18 protein-coding genes and 1 riboswitch are annotated in these 23567 nt (G+C 56.1%); of the genes, 13 read left to right on the top strand and 5 right to left on the bottom strand.

The features are described 5' to 3' along the window. Positions 1-16 precede the first annotated feature (16 nt). Together fmt and L6990_RS03100 are read left to right on the top strand one after the other, a co-directional pair. Positions 17-943 (top strand): methionyl-tRNA formyltransferase, encoded by a 927-nt coding sequence (gene fmt / locus L6990_RS03095; RefSeq protein ID WP_237202602.1) that lies wholly within the window; start codon positions 17-19, stop codon positions 941-943. Further along, the gene (locus tag L6990_RS03100; protein WP_237202603.1) at positions 940-2616 is read left to right on the top strand and encodes an RsmB/NOP family class I SAM-dependent RNA methyltransferase; all 1677 of its coding nucleotides are present in this window, start codon (positions 940-942) and stop codon (positions 2614-2616) included. The genes fmt and L6990_RS03100 overlap by 4 nt, the downstream gene beginning before the upstream one ends. Before the next feature lie 236 nt (positions 2617-2852). Here L6990_RS03100 and L6990_RS03105 read toward each other — a convergent pair whose 3' ends face one another. Beyond that, positions 2853-4205 carry a Na+/H+ antiporter family protein gene (locus L6990_RS03105; protein WP_237202604.1) on the bottom strand — a complete coding sequence of 451 codons (1353 nt, stop codon included), beginning with the start codon at positions 4203-4205 and terminating at the stop codon, positions 2853-2855. A 162-nt stretch (positions 4206-4367) separates the two neighbouring features. Here L6990_RS03105 and rpe point away from each other — a divergent pair, with 162 nt between their 5' ends. Together rpe and L6990_RS03115 are read left to right on the top strand one after the other, a co-directional pair. Beyond that, complete coding sequence (gene rpe / locus L6990_RS03110) at positions 4368-5033, top strand: ribulose-phosphate 3-epimerase (RefSeq protein ID WP_237202605.1); 666 nt, start codon at positions 4368-4370, stop codon at positions 5031-5033. A 68-nt stretch (positions 5034-5101) separates the two neighbouring features. Continuing rightward, complete coding sequence (locus L6990_RS03115; protein WP_237202606.1) at positions 5102-5752, top strand: hypothetical protein; 651 nt, start codon at positions 5102-5104, stop codon at positions 5750-5752. Positions 5753-5905: 153 nt separating this feature from the next. Here the strand turns inward: L6990_RS03115 and L6990_RS03120 are convergent, their stop codons facing one another. The 3 genes from L6990_RS03120 to L6990_RS03130 form a co-directional block, all read right to left on the bottom strand. Continuing rightward, positions 5906-6598: a DUF6318 family protein gene (locus L6990_RS03120; RefSeq protein WP_237202607.1), complete on the bottom strand. Its 693-nt coding sequence runs from the start codon at positions 6596-6598 to the stop codon at positions 5906-5908. A 349-nt stretch (positions 6599-6947) separates the two neighbouring features. Continuing rightward, positions 6948-11750 carry a DEAD/DEAH box helicase gene (locus L6990_RS03125; protein ID WP_237202608.1) on the bottom strand — a complete coding sequence of 1601 codons (4803 nt, stop codon included), beginning with the start codon at positions 11748-11750 and terminating at the stop codon, positions 6948-6950. 116 nt (positions 11751-11866) lie between these two features. Beyond that, positions 11867-13228, bottom strand: coding sequence for an MFS transporter (locus L6990_RS03130; protein WP_237202609.1), 1362 nt, complete (start codon positions 13226-13228; stop codon positions 11867-11869). A gap of 207 nt (positions 13229-13435) precedes the next feature. Continuing rightward, positions 13436-13569: riboswitch (FMN riboswitch) on the top strand. Positions 13570-13714: 145 nt separating this feature from the next. Here L6990_RS03130 and pnuC point away from each other — a divergent pair. From pnuC to hisF, 9 genes are all read left to right on the top strand, one after another. Next, on the top strand, positions 13715-14422 hold the full coding sequence (pnuC, locus tag L6990_RS03135; protein WP_237202610.1) for a nicotinamide riboside transporter PnuC: 708 nt from the start codon (positions 13715-13717) through the stop codon (positions 14420-14422). Further along, positions 14422-15504, top strand: coding sequence for a bifunctional diaminohydroxyphosphoribosylaminopyrimidine deaminase/5-amino-6-(5-phosphoribosylamino)uracil reductase RibD (gene ribD / locus L6990_RS03140; protein WP_237202611.1), 1083 nt, complete (start codon positions 14422-14424; stop codon positions 15502-15504). The genes pnuC and ribD overlap by 1 nt, the downstream gene beginning before the upstream one ends. Before the next feature lie 5 nt (positions 15505-15509). Further along, positions 15510-16823: a 3,4-dihydroxy-2-butanone-4-phosphate synthase gene (gene ribB / locus L6990_RS03145; protein ID WP_237202612.1), complete on the top strand. Its 1314-nt coding sequence runs from the start codon at positions 15510-15512 to the stop codon at positions 16821-16823. Continuing rightward, entirely contained in the window at positions 16816-17442 is a 627-nt protein-coding gene (locus L6990_RS03150) for a GTP cyclohydrolase II (protein ID WP_336604464.1), read from the top strand. Before ribB ends, L6990_RS03150 begins: the two co-directional genes overlap by 8 nt. A gap of 30 nt (positions 17443-17472) precedes the next feature. Next, positions 17473-17946, top strand: a complete 474-nt coding sequence (ribH, locus tag L6990_RS03155) for a 6,7-dimethyl-8-ribityllumazine synthase (protein ID WP_237202613.1) — start codon at positions 17473-17475, stop codon at positions 17944-17946. A gap of 156 nt (positions 17947-18102) precedes the next feature. Beyond that, complete coding sequence (locus L6990_RS03160) at positions 18103-19476, top strand: threonine/serine ThrE exporter family protein (protein ID WP_237202614.1); 1374 nt, start codon at positions 18103-18105, stop codon at positions 19474-19476. 91 nt (positions 19477-19567) lie between these two features. Next, positions 19568-19831: a phosphoribosyl-ATP diphosphatase gene (locus L6990_RS03165; RefSeq protein ID WP_135012131.1), complete on the top strand. Its 264-nt coding sequence runs from the start codon at positions 19568-19570 to the stop codon at positions 19829-19831. 24 nt (positions 19832-19855) lie between these two features. Beyond that, positions 19856-20701 carry an ATP phosphoribosyltransferase gene (gene hisG, locus L6990_RS03170; protein ID WP_237202615.1) on the top strand — a complete coding sequence of 282 codons (846 nt, stop codon included), beginning with the start codon at positions 19856-19858 and terminating at the stop codon, positions 20699-20701. A gap of 81 nt (positions 20702-20782) precedes the next feature. Next, a complete protein-coding gene (hisF, locus tag L6990_RS03175; protein ID WP_237202616.1) occupies positions 20783-21544 on the top strand; it encodes an imidazole glycerol phosphate synthase subunit HisF in 762 nt (253 codons plus the stop codon). Positions 21545-21802: 258 nt separating this feature from the next. On the opposite strand, the gene L6990_RS03180 is transcribed toward hisF, so the two are convergent. After that, on the bottom strand, positions 21803-23470 hold the full coding sequence (locus L6990_RS03180) for a type I restriction endonuclease (protein ID WP_237202617.1): 1668 nt from the start codon (positions 23468-23470) through the stop codon (positions 21803-21805). Between the last annotated feature and the right edge of the window lie 97 nt (positions 23471-23567).

The raw sequence follows: 23567 nt of genomic DNA on the forward strand, positions 1-23567 counted from the left end.
AGAGGCAGGGAAAACCATGAAAGTTATTTACGCTGGAACCCCGCAAATTGCGGTCGCCCCGCTCGATGGTCTGCTGGAGGCAGGCTACGAGGTCGTAGCCGTACTGACCCGCCAGGACGCCCCGGTAGGGCGTAAGCGGGTGCTCACCCCCTCACCCGTTGCCGCCCGCGCGACCGAGCTGGGCATTCCTGTCATTAAGGCCAACCGCTGGGATGATGAAACCCAGGACGCTGTTGCGTCGGTTGGTGCCGATATCGCGGCGGTCGTCGCCTATGGTGCTATTCTGCCCGCCCGTGCTCTTGATCTCCTGCCTCACGGCTGGATCAACCTGCATTTCTCAGCACTGCCTGCTTGGCGTGGTGCTGCACCGGTGCAGCGGGCTCTGATGGCGGGGGAGACCGAGATTTTCTCTAACACCTTCCGTATCGAAACCGGGCTGGATACCGGCCCTGTTTTCGCCGCCGAATCGGCACTGGTGGGGCCTGAAGATAGTGCTGGCAGCATGCTAGAGAAACTGGCGTCCACTGGCGGTGCCCTGCTTGCTTCAACCTTTGCTGACATTGCATCCGGTGCAACGGGAACACCGCAGACCGGTGAACCCACCCACGCCGCCAAGCTCACCATTGAAGACGGCAAAGTAGACTTCACTCGCAACCGGGCAGACATTATTGCACAGGTGCGAGGCGTAACCCCCGAACCCGGTGCCTGGTGTGAATACGCTGGTGCCCGCTTGAAGCTTGGCCTACTGCTGCCCAGCGACGCCCCGGCAGAGGGTGCGCCCGGTACCGTCCGCCTGGTCGCCAAAAAACCTGTGGTCACCTGTGCAGATGGCAGCCTTGAACTAACGCAGGTACAGCCTTCGGGCAAGAAAATGATGAACGCAGCTGACTGGGCACGAGGCCTTGGCTCAGTACTCACCGAACAGAAAGTAGTGCTGGCATGAGCATGAACGCAGGCGGCGGCAGCCGCAACCACCAGAGCCGAGGTGGCTTTGGCGCCCGCGGCGGTAACCGACGCGGTGGCGAGGGCCGCCCGGATTCCCGCGGCGGCAAGCGAGATAACCGCGGTGAGCGTCAGGAATTTAGGCGAGATGGCGGGGGAGAAACCCGCCGTAATGCCCAGGGTCGTGAGCGCAACCGTCGCGGTCAGCACGAGCGTGACTTCAGCGCCTCAGCCCCTTCCCAGCGTGCCCGCAGCAGTGATGCTGCCCGTACCGCAGCTTTTGAGGTGCTGGTAGCTGTAGCTACTGAGGATGCCTACGCTAACCTGGTTCTCCCCAAAACCATACGCGCCTACCGCCTGGACCAGCGCGACGCCGGTTTCGCTACCGAACTGACCTACGGCACCCTGCGCAACCAGGGCACCTATGATGCCATCCTGGCGCACTGCGTGGACCGTGAAGTAGCCAGAATTGGCACCAAGATTCTGCTGGTTCTGCGTCTGGGCGTCCACCAGCTGCTGGCTATGCGCGTGCCCGATCACGCCGCCCTCAACCAGACCGTAGCCCTGGCCCGCGCCGAGATCGGCACCGGCCCCGCTAACTTTGTCAACGCGGTGCTACGCCGGGTCTCCGAACGAAGCCCCGAAGAGTGGCATCAGCTCATCAGTGATGAGGCCACCGATGATCTTCAGCGCATGGCGTTAGATAAGTCCCACCCTGCCTGGATTGTGCGCGCTTTCCGTCAGTCATTGGCTGCCCACGGCAGGAAGCCCGCCGAAATTGAGGCTTTGTTGGACGCTGATAACGCGGCCCCCACGGTCAACCTGGTGGAACTTCCCGGTCTGGGGTCTCTGGAGGAGGCCCGCTCCAAGGGTGCTGAAGACGGCACCCTGGTAGCCGGTTCTGCTCTTTATTCATCAGGCGACCTTGCCCGCCTAGATTCAGTACGCGAAGGTACCGTCCGCGCCCAGGATGCCGGCTCCCAGCTGGTAGCCCGTGCTCTGGCTGAGGCTGAGCTTCAGGGGGAAGACTCCAACTGGCTTGATCTATGTGCCGGCCCCGGTGGCAAGGCCGCCCTGCTGGGCGCCCTGGGCGCTCAACGCGGTGCCCGCCTACTGGCTAATGAGTCAGCTGAACACCGTGCCCGCCTGGTAGAGCAGTCACTGCAGCCCTTGCCCGCTGGCTCCTACCGCGTGGTGACCGGTGACGGCCGCCAAATTGAAAAGACTGCAGCTGGTCAGTTCTTTGACCGCGTGATGGTGGATGTTCCGTGCTCGGGTCTGGGCGCCCTGCGCCGCCGCCCCGAGGCTCGCTGGCGTAAAACCCCGCGAGATATCGCCGAGTTGCTGCCCCTACAACTGGACCTCTTCAAAGCTGCCGCCTCAGTCACCCGCTCCGGCGGTCTCATTGCCTACGTAACCTGCTCACCGCACATGGCCGAAACCCAGAACATCGTGCACGATATTCTGCGGACCGGCCAGGTTGAACTGCTTGATTCAGCGGCCGCCCTGCGAGCAGCTGCCCTCAAAGATGAAGCGGGCGCCAGCGTCCTGACCGGTGACCTGGACCCATGCTTCACCCCGGATGATAAGAACCCGGCCGCCACGACCGGCCAGCTCTGGCCTCACGTGCACGGCACGGACGCTATGTTCTTCGCCCTCTTCCGCAAGAAGTAGCGAGAACTTACCGGCTATTCACTAGGATTTACTACAGCGGATGTTCACAGCGGCGGCAAGCTGACTCTCTCGCCCGGTTCGCTTCGCTCATTAGGGCGATTCACGCCAGCCCCGAGCCAGCTTTGCCGCGCACTGCACCGTCCGCTATTTTCCTGGTGGTTAAGTCCGCGCTGAAGCATATAAAAACTCCCGGCATGCTCTGCCGGGAGTTATTTTTTTGTCTTCCTATTGGCTGGCTAGAGCACCATGGCCGCTACCCAGCCTGCCGCCAGCAGGGGCAGGTTGAAGTGCAGGAAGGTGGGAATCACTGAGTCGCGGATGTGGTCGTGCTGACCATCCACGTTCAGACCCGCGGTGGGGCCCAGCGTTGAATCGGACGCAGGGGACCCGGCATCACCTAGAGCGCCAGCGGTGCCGATGATGGAAACTGTTGCTAGAGGGGAGAAACCCAGCGCCAGGCAGAGGGGCACGTAGATAGTGGCAATGATGGGCAGCGTGGAGAAGGAAGAACCGATACCCATGGTGACGATAAGACCAACCACTAGCATCGCTATTGCCGCTGCGCCCTTGTTTCCTGCAAAGAGGTCAGCTACCACGGTCACCAGGGGGTCCACGGCACCGGTTGCGTCCATGACCGCTGCGAAACCCTGGGCTGAAATCATGATGAAGCCAATGAGCGCCATCATGCGCATACCGGCAGTGAACACGTCGTCAGCTTCACGCCACTTGACGGCACCGGTCAGCATGAAAATCATGAGGCCCACGAGGGCACCAACTAGCAGGGAGTTGGCCTCGGTGCCCATGCTCTGCATGACGACCTGCACCGCAAAGGTAGCGATAATAGCGATGATAGCCACGATGACGTTGAAGCGGGAGGGCTCTTTAGTCTCATAGTCGGTGGGGGCAAGGTCAATTGAACGATAATCGCGGGGCTTGCGGTAGGTGAAGAAGACCGCGATGAGCAGACCCATGACCATGCCCAAGGCGGGGATGCCCATTGCTTTCATGACGTTGATACCGGCCACGCTCATGCCGGCGAGCTCGATGTTGCCGAGCAGAATATCGTTGAGGAAGATTGAACCAAAGCCGACCGGGATGAACATGTAAGTGGTGACCAGGCCAAAAGTCAGCACGCATGCGATGAGGCGGCGGTCAACTTTCAGTCGGTTGAATACAGCAAACAGCGGCGGAATGATCAGCGGGATAAAGGCAATGTGAACGGGGATTAGGTTCTGGCTCATAATCGCCATAGCAAGAATGCCGGCCAATAGTAGCCAGCGCACGGTGAACTCGATACGGGCGTTAGCCTCGTTTGACTCGCTACCGACTTTGCTGATGATGCCGTTAGCAAGGAGCTGAGGCAGACCAGAACTAGAGACAGCCATTGCGAACGCACCCAGCAGAGCGTAGGAGAGGGCTAACATGGCGCCGCCAGAGAGGCCATCTTGGTAGGCAACCATGGTGCCATCCAAGCCCAGGCCTCCGGCTAGACCGCCCACCAGAGCCCCGATAAAGAGCGCCAGGACCACGTGCACGCGCGCTGCTGAAAGCGCCAGCATAATGATTACCGCAAGCAAAACTGCGTTCATGAGAAACCTTTGTTGTGTGTAAAAGACCCTAAGAGTTTACCGCTCGCCGCGGGGGTAGGGCCCTGTAATACAGTTATATGACCTGTGACGGCGCTTATGTTCAGCGCTGCTCTAGCCGATAAGATGGAGAGAAGACCGGCCGCTAGTTTAAGGGAGCACCACATGACCTGCCACATCAACCCCTCCATTCTGAGTGCAGATTTCTCTCGGCTGGGTGAGGAGCTGGCTGCGATTTCAACAGCTGACGCCGCCCACATTGATGTCATGGACGGCCACTTCGTCCCCAACCTGACCTGGGGCTTGCCGGTGGTTAAGCGGCTTAAAGAAGTTTCCCCGGTGCCTTTTGATGTGCACCTGATGATTGAGGACGCTGACCGCTGGGCGCCGGATTACGCTGAGGTGGGGTGTGAGTCGGTAACCTTTCACGCTGAGGCTGCCATTGCACCCATCAAACTGGCCCGTACCCTGCGTGAGAGCGGTGCTAAAGCGGGTATGGCACTGAGGCCTGCCACGGCCGTTGAACCCTACCTGGATATGCTGACCGAGCTAGACATGCTTCTGATAATGACCGTTGAGCCTGGCTTCGGCGGCCAAAAGTTCCTAGATGTCACCCTGCCCAAGATACGCCGTGTTACTGAAGCTCTTGAAGGCTCTGATATCCCGGTAATCGTGCAAGTGGATGGCGGCATTACCGAGGAAACCATTGTGCGTGCGGCAGAGGCTGGGGCTACCTGTTTTGTTGCCGGTTCATCGGTCTATGGAACCGATGATGTAGAAGCAGCTATTGCAGGTTTGCGCCAAGCTGCCGCGTCCGCCCACCGCCACTAACACCGCCGCCTCAACCAACTGTCAGCCATTAACCGCCTCGCGTGGCAAGAACCGAAAACACAGTGACTATGAATATCGCTTTAGAGCAAGCAGACAGTGCGCTCGCCGCAGCCCAGGAGCTCATTGAAGCTAGACAACTGGCAGAGGCCCTGACCCATCTGGAAACTGCGATTGCAGGGTTTGAAGGGGCGGGGGAGAGCTACGGGTTGATTATCGCTCTGAAGGTAGCTTCAGAAACTAACAGGGACTTAGGTCATCTTGGGACTGCCCTTGACCAGGTCAAGCGTGCGCACGGCGTCCTGATTGATACTAAACCTGACGCTGAGCAGGTGGCAGATTTTGCCACGGAGGTCGGGTCAATTTACGCCCAGATGGGGCAACTGGTTGCTGCGCGCATCTGGTATGTGCAGGGGCTTTACGGCTATGAGGGGAGCGGGCGGACGCTGGACGCGGCCCACAACCTGACCTGTATCGCTGGCCTTGACCGGGCTGAAGGGGCTGAGGATAAAGCGCAGGAGATGCTGGCGGCTGCCTATAATCTCTACGAGGCAGAGCATAAAACCGACCAGATGATTCAGACACGTCTGTCTATGGCTCAGGGGTTAGCAGCTCAAGGGGACACAGAAACTGCTCTGCTTTATCTCACCCAAGCATGCCACAGTGCGGAGGAGCTGGAGGATCAAGAACTGCTGGGGGACACCCACCAGCAGCTGGCCTAGTGCAGGCTCAACTAGGTAACACCGATCAGGCTGGTGACCACCTGTTTCAGGCTAAAAAATTCTATGTCTCTGCGGGGCTTTTGGAGGAAGCCTCTTTTGTAGACGAGCTTCTGGCCTCCCTGCAGGAAGGCCAGAAGAGCGCTTCGTGAGGAGCTAGGCTGGGGCGAAGAGCAGGTCCTCAATTATCCATCGCTCACCGGTGAAACGTGCAAAGATAGTCGCTGGTATACCCCTGGAGCCTTCCGTACATTCGTATGTTTCGGTGTGGTCAATTGTCCAGGATCCGCACTCACGGCCGTAGCGAACGTTCATGCTGTAGACACCGGGTCGCTCGGTTTCAGCAAAACTTTTTGGGGCAGGTTCGAGATACATAATCCCCCCTACAATCCAGCTGTCCTGCCGATAGACCTCATCGTAGGTGTCATACATTTCTACGAAGGCTGGCAGTGTCTTGCTATCAATAGCTGCTCTGGCTACCGCGCTATCACCGGTGGTTACGGCGTAGTTGTGGCTGACCATCCAATCCATCGTGGCGTAGCTGAGGCCCCGGGCAGTTAAATCGGTGGATTCATCGTAGATTTTGGGTTTTGGTGGGTTCTGCGCTGGAGCCTTATTCGTTGCCGGAGTGTAGACGCTATCCTCATGGTGAGAAGTGTTGTGGGTTGGTTCTGTTGCAGCAGTTGATGAGGGAGGCGACCCTGAGGTGGGTGAGGAGCTGGTTACCGGCGTCTCCTCGGCGTTAGTTTCGATGGAGGCCGGGGGCAAGTTGAGCATCCCGCAGCCGCTGAGCAGCAGTGCAAAAGCAGCAAACGCGGGGATAATTTTGGGTGCGGTAGAACAGAACATGCTTTTTTCTCCGGGGTTTAGGTCTGCCCGAAACTGGGCTTCTTGTGTACACCAGTATTACTGGCGGAAAAGTGCCACGGCCAACAAAGCACCTCATCCACAGCGGTTTTCAGAGAATAAACTGAACTGTGACATGTTTTTCTCTCATACCCTGAGACCGTCCACAGCCCTCGTTCACGATACTTCTTATCCAAGAGTCTGAGCGTCTACATATGGGCTGGTCGAAACCTTACTTGAGCTTAGAAGAGAAAATAATGAATAAGGCGGGGAAGCAGTAGCTAAAGACTCCTGACCAAGCCGCATACATTTATGGTTAGGTCAGGAGTCTCCGGAACTGCAGTTCATTTATTTATTTCTTGGGTTCCAGCCAAGCTTCTTTCAGCTCATCAAAAGCAAGTTTCTGCTCGAAGTTATCGGTGTTGTCTCTAACATTGACGATTAGGGTAGTCTTGCTACCGCCGTTCTTAGGACCCCGAAGGCCACGTCCAATCATCTGCAGATAACGATTAGGGGAGAAGACCGGACGAGCAATATACACTGCATCGCATTTCGGGGCATCGAAGCCTTCGGAGAGGACTCCATAGTTTGTAAGAACCTTGTACTCTCCGGACTTGAAGCCAGCGATTGCTCGCTTTCGGGCAGCTGGAGATGATGACCCGGAAACGCTGGCAGCTGGGATTTGCATAAAGTTAAGTACAGCAGCCAGGGCAACCGCATGCTTGACCGAAGCCGCAAAAAGAATAATGCTACTTTCCGGCTTCTTAGCAACTAACCCTTTAATATGCTCCACAAGTTGGACATTGCGTTCTTGACTTGATGCAATTTGCTCTAAATCCAGACTCATCTCCGCCATTCGATTCATACGATTGTGTAAATCTTCGGCAGTTGCTGCACGTTTCTGTGTTTCACTTAGCGCTTTTTTCTCTAGTTTAATACCGTCAATCACGTGATAATCAACCTCGGAAAGCACTTCAATCTCTTGCAGATATTCGTGAGCACCAGATTCAGCAAACTGTATTGGTTCATAGAGATTACGATCAAACCTAGTTGCTAGCTGCTCGGTTTCTTCGGCATTGTAGCCGCGATAAGGGGTAGCTGAAAGTCCCAAAAGATGGCCACGGGGGGTTTTATCCCTAGGGCTACGACCGAATTTTTGGAATATAGAAGTGAATGATTTAGCCACCGCTCCATGCGCTTCGTCAACTACTAGTATCTGGGCTTCAAAGAGCCACTCGTAAATTTCCTCTTCGACCAAACGGCTAAGAGTTTGGAAAGTTGCTACGACGACTTGTAAATCAGCATCTTTCGCCTCTACAGGACGCCTAGAATCCCACAAACGGCTGATAGCTAATTGTCCGTTAGTTTTGCCAAAACACTGCCATACGGTTTGCCAGGATTGCACTGCCTGCTCGCAGAGTTCGTTACTGCCTGCAATCCAGACAATCAGATGTGGTTTATCTGAGACTTCACAGAACCGTACAATCGATTCTGTCGCGACTCGGGTTTTACCAGATCCTGTAGGTAAAGAGATAAAGCCTTTCTGGGGTGTAGCTTGACTGAGCATCTCAATAATCTTGCTACTGACGTCCAGCTGGTAGTCATGGAGTGGGGGCAGACGGACGGGGCCAGTGAAAAACTCCTGGTCAGGCATACGTATGTTGCGCTCACCCGCGAACGCTTTATCCAGATTTAACTCGTCAACAAATTTGCGTGCCTTGGCGCCACCGGCGAATTGCATGGGTGTGTTATCGCGGAAAACTTCCTGGAGGTATGGTTTCAACGCTTTCAGCAGGTCTACACCGTGAATACTTTCTAGGATAGTTCCGTATTGGTCGGTGCTGAGAGTTTCGCCAGTGACGCTTTCAATTATGTCCAATATTTCATCGGGCATTATGTTTCGAAGCTTTTCCTCGCCAAGCATCTCGGTTAGCTTTTCGTTGATATCCGCGGCATTTTTGACATCATTGATGCGCTTTTCATGATTCTTGCTTTTAGCTAGCTGTTGATGTCGTTTAAATAGATCGGCGGCATTGTATTCTAGCTTGAGACCTTTAAGGGCAACTTGAAGAATCTGAAAGGAACTAATTCCAGGCGTGTAATAAACTGTTTTTGTTTCTGTATCATAAATACAATTAACATTCTTTTTTTCGGTGTGTTGATCAAAAGTGTTCTGGACAGATTTGCTGATAAGTGAACACTCTGAAACGCGAATTTTTGAAAGAGACCAGGTTTTAGCGAATTCTTTGATATCGCTCAAATGTGGGTAGTAATCCTTTATTTTCCCCTTTGGTTTAATTCCGTGAGTTTCAATAGTGGTGACAAAATCTATGTCAGCAAATTGCATGCCGAATCGATTTTGCATTATTCTAGCTGCACCTGCTGAATGTGAAATAATCACCCCGTAGCCTGAATGGTGAGTCAAGATATGGTTTTTTGCGTCTTCATTCAGAACCACGTAAATTTTGGATGCAGGCATTGGTTTAGCGCCCTGCAGTGTTATAGCGCTGAAATAGATACTGCCTGAAGCAGACAGCTCGGTGAGCTCTGCAAGGAGGCTGTACCCCCTATGAATGATTGCTAGGTCATCGTTCCTGTGCAGTTCCCTCATGACGGTTTCTAGAGTAAATTTTTGATTATTGTGAGAGTACAAAGCTTCACGCAAATCTCCATCCAGTGGAATAGCAAGCAGCTCTTCTGGAAACCCGGCTGGTGGCTTAATGATTTCTGAGGCATCTCGGATGCCTTTATTTGTTTCTGCAACCCCGTACTTGAGAATCCAATACAGGTTGGGAGTCGGCAATTGTGTACAGGTGGAAAGATCTTCAACGGGATGGCCTGGAGTAAGGCCATCTATGCTTCCTTCAAGCGCTTTAAGCGTTACCTTGGCTCGGGTAGGCTGTGACGCAGAGTTGAGCAACTGTAAACCCGGGGTAAGGAATTGATTGGGTACCTTCAGGTTATGTGGGAATACTCCGGGTAGTCCGTCTAGATTATTTAGTGTTCGGCAGTAGTCTTTGAAACCTTGAGAAGCCCACCACTTGTAGGTTTCATCATTCTTGTTTTGTAAGACGGGGTTATTGAGGTTGCGGTGCGCCCCTAGCGTTGCAGCGAGTTTTGCTATATTTCCCAACCTGTTGAGATTCAGAAGAAGATGTAAGTCTTCCTCCCGCTCGCCTTGGATTAGGCCACCATGTAGCCAGGTTTTATTAACAGGTTTGATGGAGCCATCCATGCACAGCGCGGGGAAAGTTCCATCTGGGAAATAATGGTGTATTTCCTTTATTAATTCATCGACAGGTTCTTCAAGAAAAATGGTTGCACGCCAAGCGTCGGCTACAAGATTGGGGTCCGTGGTATTTTTCTGAAGTGCCTTGAGGGCGCGGGAAAATTTGACCAGGCCGCTCTGGATTCTAAAGCCTAAATCTTTAAGTAGAACGGAGCACTCTTTGTTGTTGCATAAATCTGGGTGAATATATTGGCCGGGGTTGCCTTCGATATTTTCCAAAGAGTTGGTGATTGATAGTTCACTGACTTTTGGTGGGCGAATATTTTTATAACCATCCCATAAGAATTTGGTGTTACGCATTTCCGCTATCTGATCAGCAGTTCCGTTGTGGTTAATAGTATGGGAGAATTTTATAGCAGAAATGGTCATGTCAATGCTGTCTTTCTGCGCGAATGTAGACAGCATTTCTCTGATGCTAGATACCTTATTGTTTGCGAGTGAAAATATCTCAGTCAGAATTCTGTGTCGCGTAGAGTTAGTTGCTGCACTCGCATGAACCCAGGAGGAATGGATGTCGGGATGTTTTTGAACCTCTTCGTAGAAGGACTGCAGTAGCGTTTCGTTTTCTGGTTCTCGTAAGGCTTTAGGCGATAAGGGGAGATTGAGCTGTTGTGGTGTGTACAATTTTCCGTCCTGGGCGGGGACGGACGGCACCTGCGCTAGAGCTGCATATAACGGGGCTCGCAGTAGCTTTTCTGCCCAGCTACGTCCACCACCGTCCTCAGCTGAAGGATATAAGTCAAGTGTCTTGCCCGGTTCGTCTTCGTTATGCACGAGGGGAAGGTTGGCAGCAACCAGTTGAGGAATCGTGCGCTGAATGATTTCTTCGTTAAAGAGGCTACCTTCGCCTATGTTGGCGCGGTCGGGGCTCATATCGAAGGCGGCGTTAAAGATGCCAGGTACACCGGTCTTTTGGGCGGTGGGGAAGTACTGCCAGAACTCACCTAGGGTTCTACCGCCTGCACGTTTTCCACCTACCTGCACAGCCCAGGTGACGGGAAGGGTGCTTTTGGCAGTGTTACCAGAGACTCCTGCAAGTGCCCTAGCTGATGGCCGGTGCTCTGCTGTGAAGACCCTCCAAACTGTATCGTCCCCATCGATATTGATAGTGAATTCATAGTCCCGAACGGGGTGGGGCGTGCGGGTGAAAGTCCGATGATTTTCATGGCCTGGAACCGTGACTTTTAGATCGAGTGAGCCCACCTTATCGCTGAAAAGAAGAAACTGGGCTTTGAAGTCCTCGATTTCCTTGTGTAGGAAGTCAAAGCTCTTGGTGAGAGGAACTCGGATGACGGTACTTGCCCACTGAACCATACGGGCAAGATCTGCGTCTTCTGCGATTGCTTGTTTGGCATTTATGGGGTAGGCGAGGCGCAGCTTCGGTGTTTTCTCGGTGGAGAGCCCACGGGCAGCTAAATCAGCTTCAAACTGCTCATTATCAAAGGCGAAGCTGCCGGATGAGGTAAAGATCTCAGGTGAATCTGAAATGGCAAGCAAGGACTTGAAGCCAAGACCAAACCTGCCGATGTCGTTACCTGATTTGCTGGAAGAGTAAGCGGTCTGCAAGGCCTGTATATTTTTGACGTTAAAAGGCATGCCTTCATTTGCACAGTACAGGTAATTTGGGGTCAATAGAATTTCTATTTTCCCTTCAAGACCTTCCATAGGATCAGCTGCATTTTGTACCAGCTCATTAATTTGTTTTTTGGCGTAGGCACCAGTACGAATGTAGTCTTCAAGGTTGAAATGTTCTTCTAGAAGCTTTGGCCTCGCCTCGTAGGAAGCAAGAACGCTTTCTCTTTCTTTTCGAAGAAACTCTGCGCTAGCTTCTGTGTTCTTAAGCCATTCAGCTGAAAGAGGCATCATTGCAATCCTTGTGTTGATTATCACGATTTTTTTGCAGTTTATCACTGAACCGGTATCTAGCTACAAAATTACGCAGAGAGTATTAATTCTTATTCTTGTGATTACTCGGTGGTATGCTAATTACTTTTTGTTTCAGGTAGCAGAAAAGTTGCGGCCGCAGCTGTGCAGAAGGCAACGGCAAAGACCGCGAAGAGACCGGCAACCCCTACCAGACCGACCAGCACCGGGACGATGAGCGGGGCGGCAATCGACGCCAGTCGCCCAAAGCCAGCAGCGGCGCCGGTCCCAGCCCCGCGCAACTGAACCGGGTAAAGCTCCGGGCCCACCGCGTAGAGGGCACCCCAAGCACCCAGGTTAAAGAAGGAGAGGAAACAGCCGGCGGTAATAATCATCCAGGGCTCACTGGCAAGCCCATAGGCCACGGCAGAGACCGCTGAACCGGCCAAGAAGGTGGCGAGGGTGGCGCGGCGTCCCCACGCTTCAATGAGCCAGGCGCTCACCGCATAGCCGGGTAGCTGAGCCAGGGTCATGATGAGGGTGAAAGTAAACGACTTCACCAAATCAAAACCTGCAGCCACCAGCAGGGAGGGTATCCAAATGAAGGCGCCGTAATAGGCAAGATTGACGCAGAACCAAATCACCCACAGAGCACCGGTACGACGCTTGAGTGCGGGCGACCAGATAGAGGTAGCTGCCTGAGCCTCAGAATCTGGGGCTTTCTCGATGAGGGCGTGAGCGGTTTCAGAAGAAGCACGCAGAGGCCGCGACCGCTCAAAACTTTCAACGATCTGTTGGGCTTCTTCGCGGCGTCCACGGGAAACCAAATATCGCACTGACTCTGGCAAACCCAGCCGCACCACCGCAGCGTAGGCCGCCGGTACGCAGCCAAAAGCGAGGGCCAGTCGCCAGCCATGATCAGAGGCGCCTACCACGAAGGCTCCGATGAGCGCGGCAGCAATCCATCCTAGAGCCCAGAATGCTTCAAGAATGACCACCATACGGCCGCGCACTCTGCGGGGTGAAAATTCAGAAACATAGGTGGAGGCAACAGGAAGCTCAGCGCCTAGACCCAGACCCACGATAAAACGCAGCACCAGCAGAGTGGTAAAAGTGAGGGCCAGAGCCGATAGCCCTGTAGCCACCCCATAGACCAGAAGGGTGATGGCAAAAATGTGCCGTCTGCCGTACTTATCAGAGAGTTTTCCGCCAAAAGTTGCCCCCAGCGCCATCCCCAGAAAACCCAGAGAGGCAAGCAAGGAGGCTTGCCCAGAGCTAATATTCCAGTGGGCTATCAGGGCAGCCATGACAAAAGAAATGAGCCCGATATCCATGGCGTCAAGCGCCCACCCAACACCGGTTACTCCCAAGAGGCGAGCATGGCGCCGGGTGACGGGCAGCTGGTCTAGACGGTCATTGAGATCATCGGTGGACGCCGGCGTGGTGGCTGGTGTCTCGGGTGGGAGGCTGTGGGAGGGCATGGGCAACATTTCTCCAAGGTAATAAAGTCACTATGACTTTATCCCAGGGTGGAGGTTAAACCCTAGCCCAGCGCCTCTATAAGACTGTATATTTCTTGCCCTTAATTCCGCCATACAGCGGGCGATCTCTGCACGATAGTTGGTGGCGGGCGTCAGGGGAATAGAAAGGGGTGTTGCTGTGCTATAACTGAAACATAAATAAAAAAAATCGTGCTCCGGGACCCGGTGAAAATCCGAACCTGCGGTGACAGCCCGCTAATTGACGGCACTCTTTAGTGCCCGATACCTGCAAGGTGAAATTCCTTGGCAGACAGTACAGTCTGGATGGAAGGTAGCACGAACAAACAACCGCCGCACCGTGATAATCGGTGGGGTGGGGTACCTGCACCGGCTAAAAACCAGTGCGCCGCACCCGCGGCGTCCTCAGTTTTAGTCTCTGCCCGTAGTCCGTTTGTTCTCCCGGAGCCACCAGCAAAAGGGAAACATATGGATTTTCTACGGTGGCTCTTCGACGCTCAAATTGCGATTGGTGACAATCAATCCCTCTTGGTGCGCGAAGTCCTTGGCAATATTTTTGGTCTGCTTTCGGCCCTGGGCGGTATGCGCCGCAAAGTCTGGGCATGGCCGGTGGGCATTATTGGCAATCTTTTGCTGCTCACCGTTTTCTTGGGCACCCTCTTTGGCACGACCTACGGCACCGCTAACCTGCTGGGCCAGGCTGGGCGTCAAATCATGTTCATTGCCGTTTCAGTCTGGGGCTGGTACCGCTGGAACCAAACGCGTAGTAGCGGCAGTACCCAAGCCGCTGTCATTCCCCAGTGGGCCAGCTGGAAAGAACGCCTCTTCATGGTCGCTTTCATGCTGATTGGTACTGGCGTGCTGACCCCAATCTTCCGTGCCCTCGGCTCCTATGAGCCGGTGTGGTCTGACGCTTGGATCTTCGCTGGCTCCCTGCTGGCAACCTACGGCATGGCTAAAGGCTGGGTAGAGTTCTGGCTGGTCTGGGTAGCCGTTGATATCGTCGGTGTGCCCCTGCTGTGGAGCGCCGGCTACTACGCCAGTGCTTTTATGTACATCTTCTACGGTATCTTTACCCTCATTGGCTTCTTTGTATGGTGGCGCACCCGTAACCATGAAGCTGCCCGTGTTCAAGTTGAAACCACCTTCCCCGATCCCACGGTAGATGTGCGCTAATGCTAGAGAACATCGGGCAAGAATTCACCGACTCTCAGGCTATGGCTCTTGCTCTGGAAGCGGCCCGATGCGGGCAGCGCGGCGCTAACCCCCTGGTGGGTGCGGTAGTTCTTTCCCCTGAGAACCGTGTGCTGAGCCTTGGCTGGCACCGGGGTGCTGGCACCCCTCATGCTGAAGCAGACGCCCTGATTCGCGCTCGTCAGATTGGTACAGATCTGCGCGGTGCCCGCATGCTGGTCACGCTTGAACCCTGCAACCATACCGGCCGCACTGGCCCCTGCTCACATGCCGTGGCGGATGCCGGAATCGGGGAACTGATCTTTGCTTACGCCGACACCACCGCTGAAGCCAGTGGCGGTGCGGACTACCTGAGGAGCCGCGGAGTTAAGGTAAACCACGGGCTGATGGAACGAGAAGCCTATGAGCTGAACGCCCGCTGGTTTGCAGCAGCCGCTGGTCGGCGTCCTTTCATCACCGCCAAAATTGCCTCAAGCCTGGACGGCTTCATAGCGGCTGCCGATGGTAGCAGTCAGTGGATTACTGGCCCAGAAGCGCGTGCCGATGGGCATGCTCTGCGAGCGCGGGTGGACGCCATTTTGGTCGGCACCGGCACGGTGAAAGCCGATAATCCCCAGCTCACTGCACGAATCGGCGGGCAACTGGCACCGCGCCAGCCCCTGCGTTCCGTGATGGGTCATACCTTGCCGCCCCACTCTTATCTAGCCACTGAGATTGCCGCAGGTACAGCAGTTCACCTGGCCACTCGAGACCCGAACATTGCTGTTGCTGAACTCTACGGCAGGGGAGTGCGCCACCTGATGATTGAGGGCGGCCCCACCGTGGTGTCGGCGTTTTTGGCAGCGGGTCTGGTCGATGAATTGATCTGGTATCGAGCCCCGCTGCTTTTAGGGGCTGGACGCGCTGCCGTCACCGATCTTGGGGTAGATACCCTTAGCCAAGCCCAACACTGGCAACTCGATGATTTAGGGTTACAGCCTGCCTTGCGCCAGCTGGGCGCCGATACCGCCACCCACTTACTTCTTACCGATCAGCAGGGTACCCCTGCGCCGTCCGAAAGGTAACCCACATGTTTACAGGAATTGTTGCTGCAACCGGCACCGTCCTCTCACTTGAACCTGTCGCCTCTGCCTACGGCGAGGTGGAGTCCGCTGTACTCACCGTTGACGCTGGTGAGATTATCTCTGACCTTGCCCACGGCGGCTCCCTTGCCATCAATGGGGTATGTCTCACGGCTACCCGCACTCAAGAATTGGGTGACGGTGTTTTTGCCGCTGACATAATGGGCGAAACCCTGGCTCGTACTAACATGGACACGTTGACTGCGGGCTCCCGCGTCAATCTGGAACGTTGCATGCCTGCTGGTGGGCGGTTCGATGGGCACGTGGTGCAGGGGCACGTAGATGGGCTGGGCACCATCAGCCGGGTTGAAGATCACGCCAGCTGGCGAACTTTGCGTGTTGATGTACCCCGTGAGTTGGCTGGACAGTTGGCACAAAAGGGTTCCATTACCATTTCTGGTGTTTCACTCACCATCACCGCGGTTTCCCCCGCTGGGGAGGTGAACCCCTGGTTCGAGGTGGGGCTGATTCCCGCCACGCTAGAAGCCACCACCTTGGGTGAGGTTCAGGTGGGGGATACCGTCAACCTTGAAACCGATGCCCTCGCCAAGTACGTTCAGCGGTTACTGGAAGTATCTGGCGCAGTTGCGGGTTTGGGGATGGACGCCACCCTACCGGCTAGCCCCGAGACCGAAACTCAGACGCCATCCGCTCTGGATACCATTCAAGACGCCATCGAACAGATCGCTCGCGGGGGAGCGGTTGTGGTGGTCGATGACGAGGACCGCGAGAACGAGGGCGATATCATCTTCGCCGCTGAACACGCCACCGCTGAGCTCATGGGATTCACCGTGCGTTACACCTCGGGTGTGATTTGCGCACCCATGAGCAACCAGCGGGCAGATGCCCTCAACTTGCCTCCCATGGTTCAGCACAATGAGGATTCCAAGGGCACGGCCTACACCGTCACCTGCGATGCTCGCGAGGGCGTCACCACAGGTATCTCGGCGGCTGACCGCGCCCGCACCGTGCAGGTACTGGCCCACGCGTCGTCCGGCCCGGCTGATCTCACCCGCCCCGGTCACGTGCTACCTTTGCGCGCAGTGGACGGCGGGGTGCGCCAGCGCCCCGGCCACACCGAAGCCGCGGTAGAACTCACTCAACTTGCGGGGCTGTCCGGAGTAGGGGTCATAGCTGAGCTAGTGCACGACGCTGGCCACATGATGCGCTTTGATGCCTTGCGCACCTTTGCCACCGAACACCACCTGCCCATGATTTCCATTGCTGACCTGGTCAGCTACTTGGAGGGGCAGCGTGACTAATCCAGCAGGTCTCACCCAAACCAGTGAACCCGTCACGGTTCCCACCCCTCACGGTGTTTTCTCGATGCAGGCATTTGGTTTTGCTGACGGCAGCGAGCATCTGGCTCTCATAGCCCTGCCCACAGAGGGGCAGCCCCAGAGCCGCGCGCAGGCCGACCAAGCGCCACTGGTGCGCATCCACTCCGAATGCGCTACCGGCGATATCTTTGGCTCTTACCGCTGCGACTGCGGCCCGCAACTTGCACAAGGCCTTGAAATGATTGCTGAACAGGGCGGTCTGCTTATCTACATGCGCAACCACGAGGGCCGTGGCATTGGCCTGGTTAACAAACTGAGGGCCTACACCCTGCAGGACGCTGGCCAAGACACCCTGGACGCCAACCTCTCCCTGGGCCTCCCTGCAGATGCCAGAGACTACACCCAAGCAGCGGTTATGCTCAACGAACTAGGCATCAGAGAGCTACGACTGCTCACCAACAACCCCGCCAAAGCAGAGGCGCTGGCAGGGTTAGGGATAACCATCACCGAACTGGTACCCGATGAAATCACCCCGCGCCCCGAAAATGCCCGCTACCTAGCCACTAAGCGTGACCGCATGCGTCACCGCCTGGCCCTCTAACTTTTACCCACCTACCCAAAGGAGAACACCATGAGCGGAGCAGGAGCACCCGCCCCCACCCTCAACCCCGAAGAAGCCAAAGGGCTAAAGGTCGCCGTTGTGGCGGCGTCCTGGCATACCCAAATTATGGACGGACTGCTGGACGGCGCTCGCCGTGCGGCAGCTAACGCGGGTATCGAACCGACCGTGGTGCGCGTACCTGGCACCTTCGAGCTGCCGGTGGCAGCAGCTACCCTGGCCGAGTCCTTTGATGCTGTGGTCGCCCTGGGCGTAGTAGTGCGCGGCGGCACCCCTCACTTTGACTACGTCTGCGACGCCGCCACCAGCGGCCTGACCAGCGTTTCGGTGCAGACCAAGACCCCCGTGGGCTTCGGCGTCCTGACCTGCGATACAGAGCAGCAGGGCATTGACCGCGCCGGCCTACCCGGCTCCTCAGAGGACAAGGGCTACGAGGCTTTTGCCGCTGCGGTGGAGACAGTGCTGGCCTTGCGTAACATCAGCTAGCTGACGCAGACCGCATCATTCGATGTAAGCCTAAACTTCACTGGCGCGTTCTTACTTCATGCCAGCGAAGTTTCGGCTTACATCGTCTATTAGTTTCTCTGTAACATAAATAAGCCTACTTGGTGATCGGGTGTTAGAAGCGATAGCCTCGATAACATGACCCACTACGTTGAAACCTATAAATTCTTATCTCTAGTGGGCGATTCACTCATCCGCAGTGGGGCAAGCTCTGCCTCAACCACCAAAACCCTTCTGGGTATCAGCACAGCAGCTGGCCTCACCAACGTGACCGTGAGCGTCACGATGGGGCAACTCATTATTAGCGATTCACGCGGCGAGAACCAGCTGCCCTATACAGAGATTTTTGAAGTCACTCCCGCCGGCCTAGACATTCAATGGCGGTCAAAGACCGAAGATACAGTTCAACGGTTTCTCACTCACGAAATTAGTGCAGGTGAGGGTATCGAACTTCTCGAACAAGAGCAGAGCTCGTTGCAGTCGCTTTCATGGACGTGGTCGATGCTAGGGTTTGGTCTACTTGGTATAGGTTTCAGCCAAATCATCGGAGCTACCTGGATCACTACTCTCGGTGCTCTGATTTCTTCGCTTCTGGTTTCATCGGTCTATAGCTGGGTTAATTTTGCTCGGGCCCCGGGCCTGTTTAGGTTTGCTGTTGCAGGTTTTACGGCGGTGCTCAGCGCCACGGTTTTCAGCATGCTGACAGCGACAACGGACGTCGCGATTATCGTGGTGTCATCCCTAGCCGCTTACCTGGCGGGAATTGCAGCCTATGCGGCGGTGCAGGACTCCATTACAGGCTGGTACCTTTCGGCGCTTGGGCGGCTAATGGATGCAATCATCTGTACCGCAGGCTTGGTGACTGGCGTTAGCGTTGGTATCGGTGTTTCTCGCCTGTTCGCCCCTGACAACCTTAACTTCATCAAACTTCTGGATGCTGAAACCGAGGTTTCCACTGACCCCATCGTGGGAGCTGCCCTCGTTAGTCTGGGTTTTGCGATTTCCTGCGGCGGAAGAAAATGGCAGTTACTGGTCTTAGCCGCAACGGGTGTAGCTGCACAGGTAACCTACCTTCTCATCACCAACCTAGGGGTAAGCCCTCACGCCGGCACAGCCCTAGCCGCCCTCACAGTAGGCGGAGCCTGCGTCCTCTTGGCAAAGCCGATGAAACTGACCTCTAACGCCATTATGACCGTCAGCTTTTTGCCTCTTTTTCCGGGGATGATGATTTATCAAGGCATGCTGGGAACCCTCTTTAGCGTAGAAGGTGCACTGGGGACGCTGGGGCAGGCACTGCTGATTACCTACTGTCTATCAGCAGGCGGCACAGCTGGACAGTACCTGGTATCAGAAATAATGTGGGCCCTCAGACGCGCCCAGTTCAAACATAGCCACCCAGGGCAAACCTTTAGCAAGGTGATGGTCGATGAGTACAATGCCCAGGACATTATCTTGCCCGTCTTTAGTAAGCCATTTTCTAAGGTTGAGACTGATGGTGGTGGGCAACGCTAATTCTCCTGTAGAGGATGGGTGCACCTCGGCATGTGAGAAACAAACCGTTCAAACTTTGAGCCGTGCTAAGGCCAGGGGTTAGAGTTAGACGGTGAAGAACTTTGAAACCCTATTCGCAGAACTGGCCGAAAAGGCTGAAACCCGCCCCGAGGGCTCCGGCACCGTTGCGGAACTTGACAAAGGCGTGCACTTTATCGGCAAGAAAATCGTAGAAGAAGCAGCCGAGGTCTGGATGGCCGCTGAGTTCCAGTCGGACGCAGAGTTCGCTGAAGAGGCTTCACAGCTGATTTACCATTTGCAGTGCATGATGATCGCCAAGGGACTGACTCCCGAAGATATCTACAAGTACCTCTAAACCATCACTGCAAAGGAAAAACCTATGCTGCGCGTTGCAGTTCCTAACAAGGGCATGCTCTCTCAGGCTGCCATCACCATGCTGACCGAGGCTGGCTACCTCCAGCGCCGCGACTCCCGCGAGCTGGTGCTCGTTGACCAGGACAACGAGGTCGAATTCTTCTACCTGCGCCCCCGCGACATCGCCGTGTACGTGGGCGAGGGCACCCTGGATGTCGGTATCACCGGTCGCGACCTGCTGCTCGACTCCGGCACCCACGCTGAGGAAGCGCTCAAACTCGATTTTGCCCGCTCCACCTTCCGCCTGGCCGGGCCCGCCGGTACCTACACCGACCCGTCCGAACTTGACGGTAAGCGCATCGCCACCAGCTACAAGCGTCTGCTGACCGACTACCTGGAACGCTCCGGTGTCAACGCGTCGGTGGTGCGCCTGGATGGCGCTATTGAGTCCTCGATTCGCCTGGGCGTTGCGGACGCCATCGCCGACGTCGTGGAAACCGGCAACACCATGCGCGCAGCTGGCCTGGAACCTTTTGGCGACCCGATTATGCGCTCCGAGGCCCTGCTGATTAAGCGCCCCGGCGTTGAGGACCACGCCGGTCTAGAACGCCTACAGCGCCGCCTGCAGGGTGTGCTAATCGCCCGCCAGTACGTGATGATTGACTACAACATCGAAGAGGCTAACCTCAAGGCTGCCACCACCCTGACCCCCGGCCTTGAAGCCCCGACCATCTCGCCGCTCTCGCGCGAGGGCTGGGTTGCCGTGCGCTCCATGGTGCCGCGCAAGGCAGCGAATAAGGTCATGGACTCCCTCTACGAGATCGGCGGGCGCGGCATCCTAGTGACCGCCATTCAGGCCGCGCGCCTGTAACCTTGCCCGGTGGCGTCCTTGCCCCTGATATGGGCGGACGCCGCCGCTTCAGTTTTGCTTTCAAGGAAAGGGGGCGCGCCCGTGGGTGTTGCCATTCGTGTTATTCCGTGTCTTGATGTGGATGCCGGCCGCGTGGTCAAGGGCGTCAAGTTCGAGGGCCTGCGCGACGCCGGCGACCCGGTAGAACTCGCCAAACGCTACAACGCTGAGGGCGCCGATGAACTGACCTTCCTGGACGTCACCGCCTCTTCTTCTGACCGCCAGACCACCTTCGATGTGGTGTCGTCGACCGCTGAGCAGGTCTTTATCCCGCTGACTGTGGGCGGGGGAGTACGCACCGCTGAGGACGTCGACCGCCTGCTACGCACCGGTGCCGATAAAGCCTCTATCAACACTGCGGCTATTGCCCGGCCCGAGGTAATCAACGAGATAACTGAGCGGTTTGGCTCCCAGGTGCTGGTGCTCTCTGCGGACGCTAAGAAGTCGGATGCCACCCCCTCCGGTTATGAGGTGACCACCCACGGCGGCCGCACAGCCACCGGGCTTGACCTGCTCGAATGGGTTGCTGAGGCCCAGGAGCGTGGTGTGGGCGAGATCCTGCTGAACTCCATTGACGCCGACGGCACCAAGGCCGGCTTTGACCTGCCCATGATTCGCGCGGTGCGCTCTGTCGTCACCGTACCCCTGATTGCTTCGGGCGGCGCAGGTGCCGCCGAGCACTTCCCACCCGCCATCGAAGCAGGCGCGGACGCCGTCCTCGCAGCTTCCATTTTCCACTTCGGCGAGGTCAGCATTGGCGAAGTGAAGGACGCAATCCGAGCGGCGGGGTACGAAGTACGGTAGGTGAAGACGAGTAAGGCGTACCAGGCTCACGCTTGACGTGCCCCCGGGCTCGCGCTCACGGGCGATCCACGCCCCGCCTTGCGGCGGATTCCGTTCGCTCTTGTGTGCTCGCACGCTCGCACCCGCTCACTACATCGAGCCAACAGCTTCGCTGTGAGCCTGGCTTGCCTTACCACTCCCAGCTAACTTTCGAAAAAATAACTTACATCGTTTAGCGTTAGCCGTTAACCTTGGGCTGGCTTCCCAGAGAATACGAATCTAGTGGCTCATCTCCTCCACCTTCTCGCCCCGCAGCAGCTCGTACAGTCCCATGTCGAGCATGAACTCCACGAACTGCTCCGCGGGCAGCTTGCGCACGTGGTCAATCAAATCAGCTGTGTCTGAGCTGTAGTCCCAGAGCTTATTCGCCAGGCCAACGCGCACATTCTTCGAGTGGTAAAAGTCCACCTTGGTGTTGGCCATGGCGCTTTGCTTGAGCCCGGCGTCCTTGGCCGCCTCAGCCACGAAGGTAGTAGCAAAGCCCACCTGGTGCTCGTCGCTCAAATCAAGGCCGTGGAAGTACTTATTAATCTTCTCAATCAGTTCAGAGCGGGCCTTACGCTCGCGCTCCTGAATACTGGCTAGGCCGGCCTCCGTCATGCCCTGCAGACCAGCTGCCTGGGAGGACGAGAGCTTCAAGTCTTCCTCTTCCCGCAGCTTTTCGAGGCGGTAGTGGGTGAGGACGATGTCGTCCACGTTTACTACCTCGGGTGACACCTCATCGAGAGTAAAGCGGCGCAGCTTGCGCGCGAGCAGATCTGCGAAGGCTGAGAGCTTCTCATAGTAGGGGTCGCCAAAGTTGAAGATTTGCGAGAAGAAGGCATAGGACTTCACATACTGGGCGAGGGTTGAGCGGAACTCCAGCAGCACCTCAAGGGCGGCTCGATCAGTAGAACCATCAACCCCCTCCTGCGCCGCCCGCCAGCGCGTCACAAACCGCTGCACGGGTATGGAGATGAGGGAGTCAAAGGACGCCTGCCAGGCACCGGGTGCAACCCACTTCTCCCAGAACTGTTCCACATCTGCCCGGTTGTAAATACCGGCCGCATCAAGCTTGTCGACCTGCTTGGCAACCAGGTCAAGGTCTGATTCTGTTTCTATGCGGGCGTCCTCGTAGTACTCGGCGAAGGCGGCGCGAATCTGTTCGGGGTCGTTGACGAAGTCCAGAATGTAGGTGTTCTCTTTGCCGTCCGCCCGGCGGTTGAAGGGGAGGAAGTTGGTTGCTTTTCCTGCCAGTTTGGTGGTCATGGCGATTTCGTCTTGGGAGAGGGCGAAGTGGACGAGTGGGCCGCGGTGTTCATGGAGCAGGGGGGGGGAGGTGCTGGGGTTGCGGTCGGTGCGGTATTGGTTGATGGCGTCTTGGAGGGTTTGGGTGTATTCGCTTTTGAGTTCGATGGTGGCTACGGGTAGGCCGTTGATAAAGAGTACGAGGTCGATGCGGGCGGTTTCGTCTGCTGGGTTGTAGCGGACTTCTTCGACGACGCGCAGGATTTTCTTGTGGTAGAGGGCGGTGAGTTCGGGGTTGCGGTTGTCTTGGGGTGGGTAGGCGAGTAGGTGGAAGGGGGGGCGTGCGCCGGGTACGTTGAAGCCTTTGCGTAGGACGTTGAGGGTTCCGCCGCCTTGTTCTTCTGGGGCTGCGAGTTTGGTGACGAGCCGGTCGAGTAGGCGGTTTTCTTGGGCTTGCCGGGTGGTGGAGTCGGTGCCGGGTTTGATGAGGGTGGCGTAGTTTTTGGGGTCGCTGGTTTGTAGCCAGGTGAGGACGTCGGCGGGGTAGAGGGCGCGCCTAGCGTCGTAGCCTGCGGAGTTGGGGGAGTGCACCCACCCGTGAGCGGCCAGGTGGGCGCAGATGTCTTGCTGGAGAGGACGTTCGAGGTGGGTGCGGGCCATAAAATGTTCCTATCGACAAATCAGGAAATATCAAACACTGTCAGTAAACAAAATTAGATTAATAGTGTTAACTAAAAATCAGTAAATATTTCGATTG

This window comes from Rothia endophytica, from assembly GCF_928381505.1.
Classification (GTDB): domain Bacteria; phylum Actinomycetota; class Actinomycetes; order Actinomycetales; family Micrococcaceae; genus Rothia; species Rothia endophytica_A.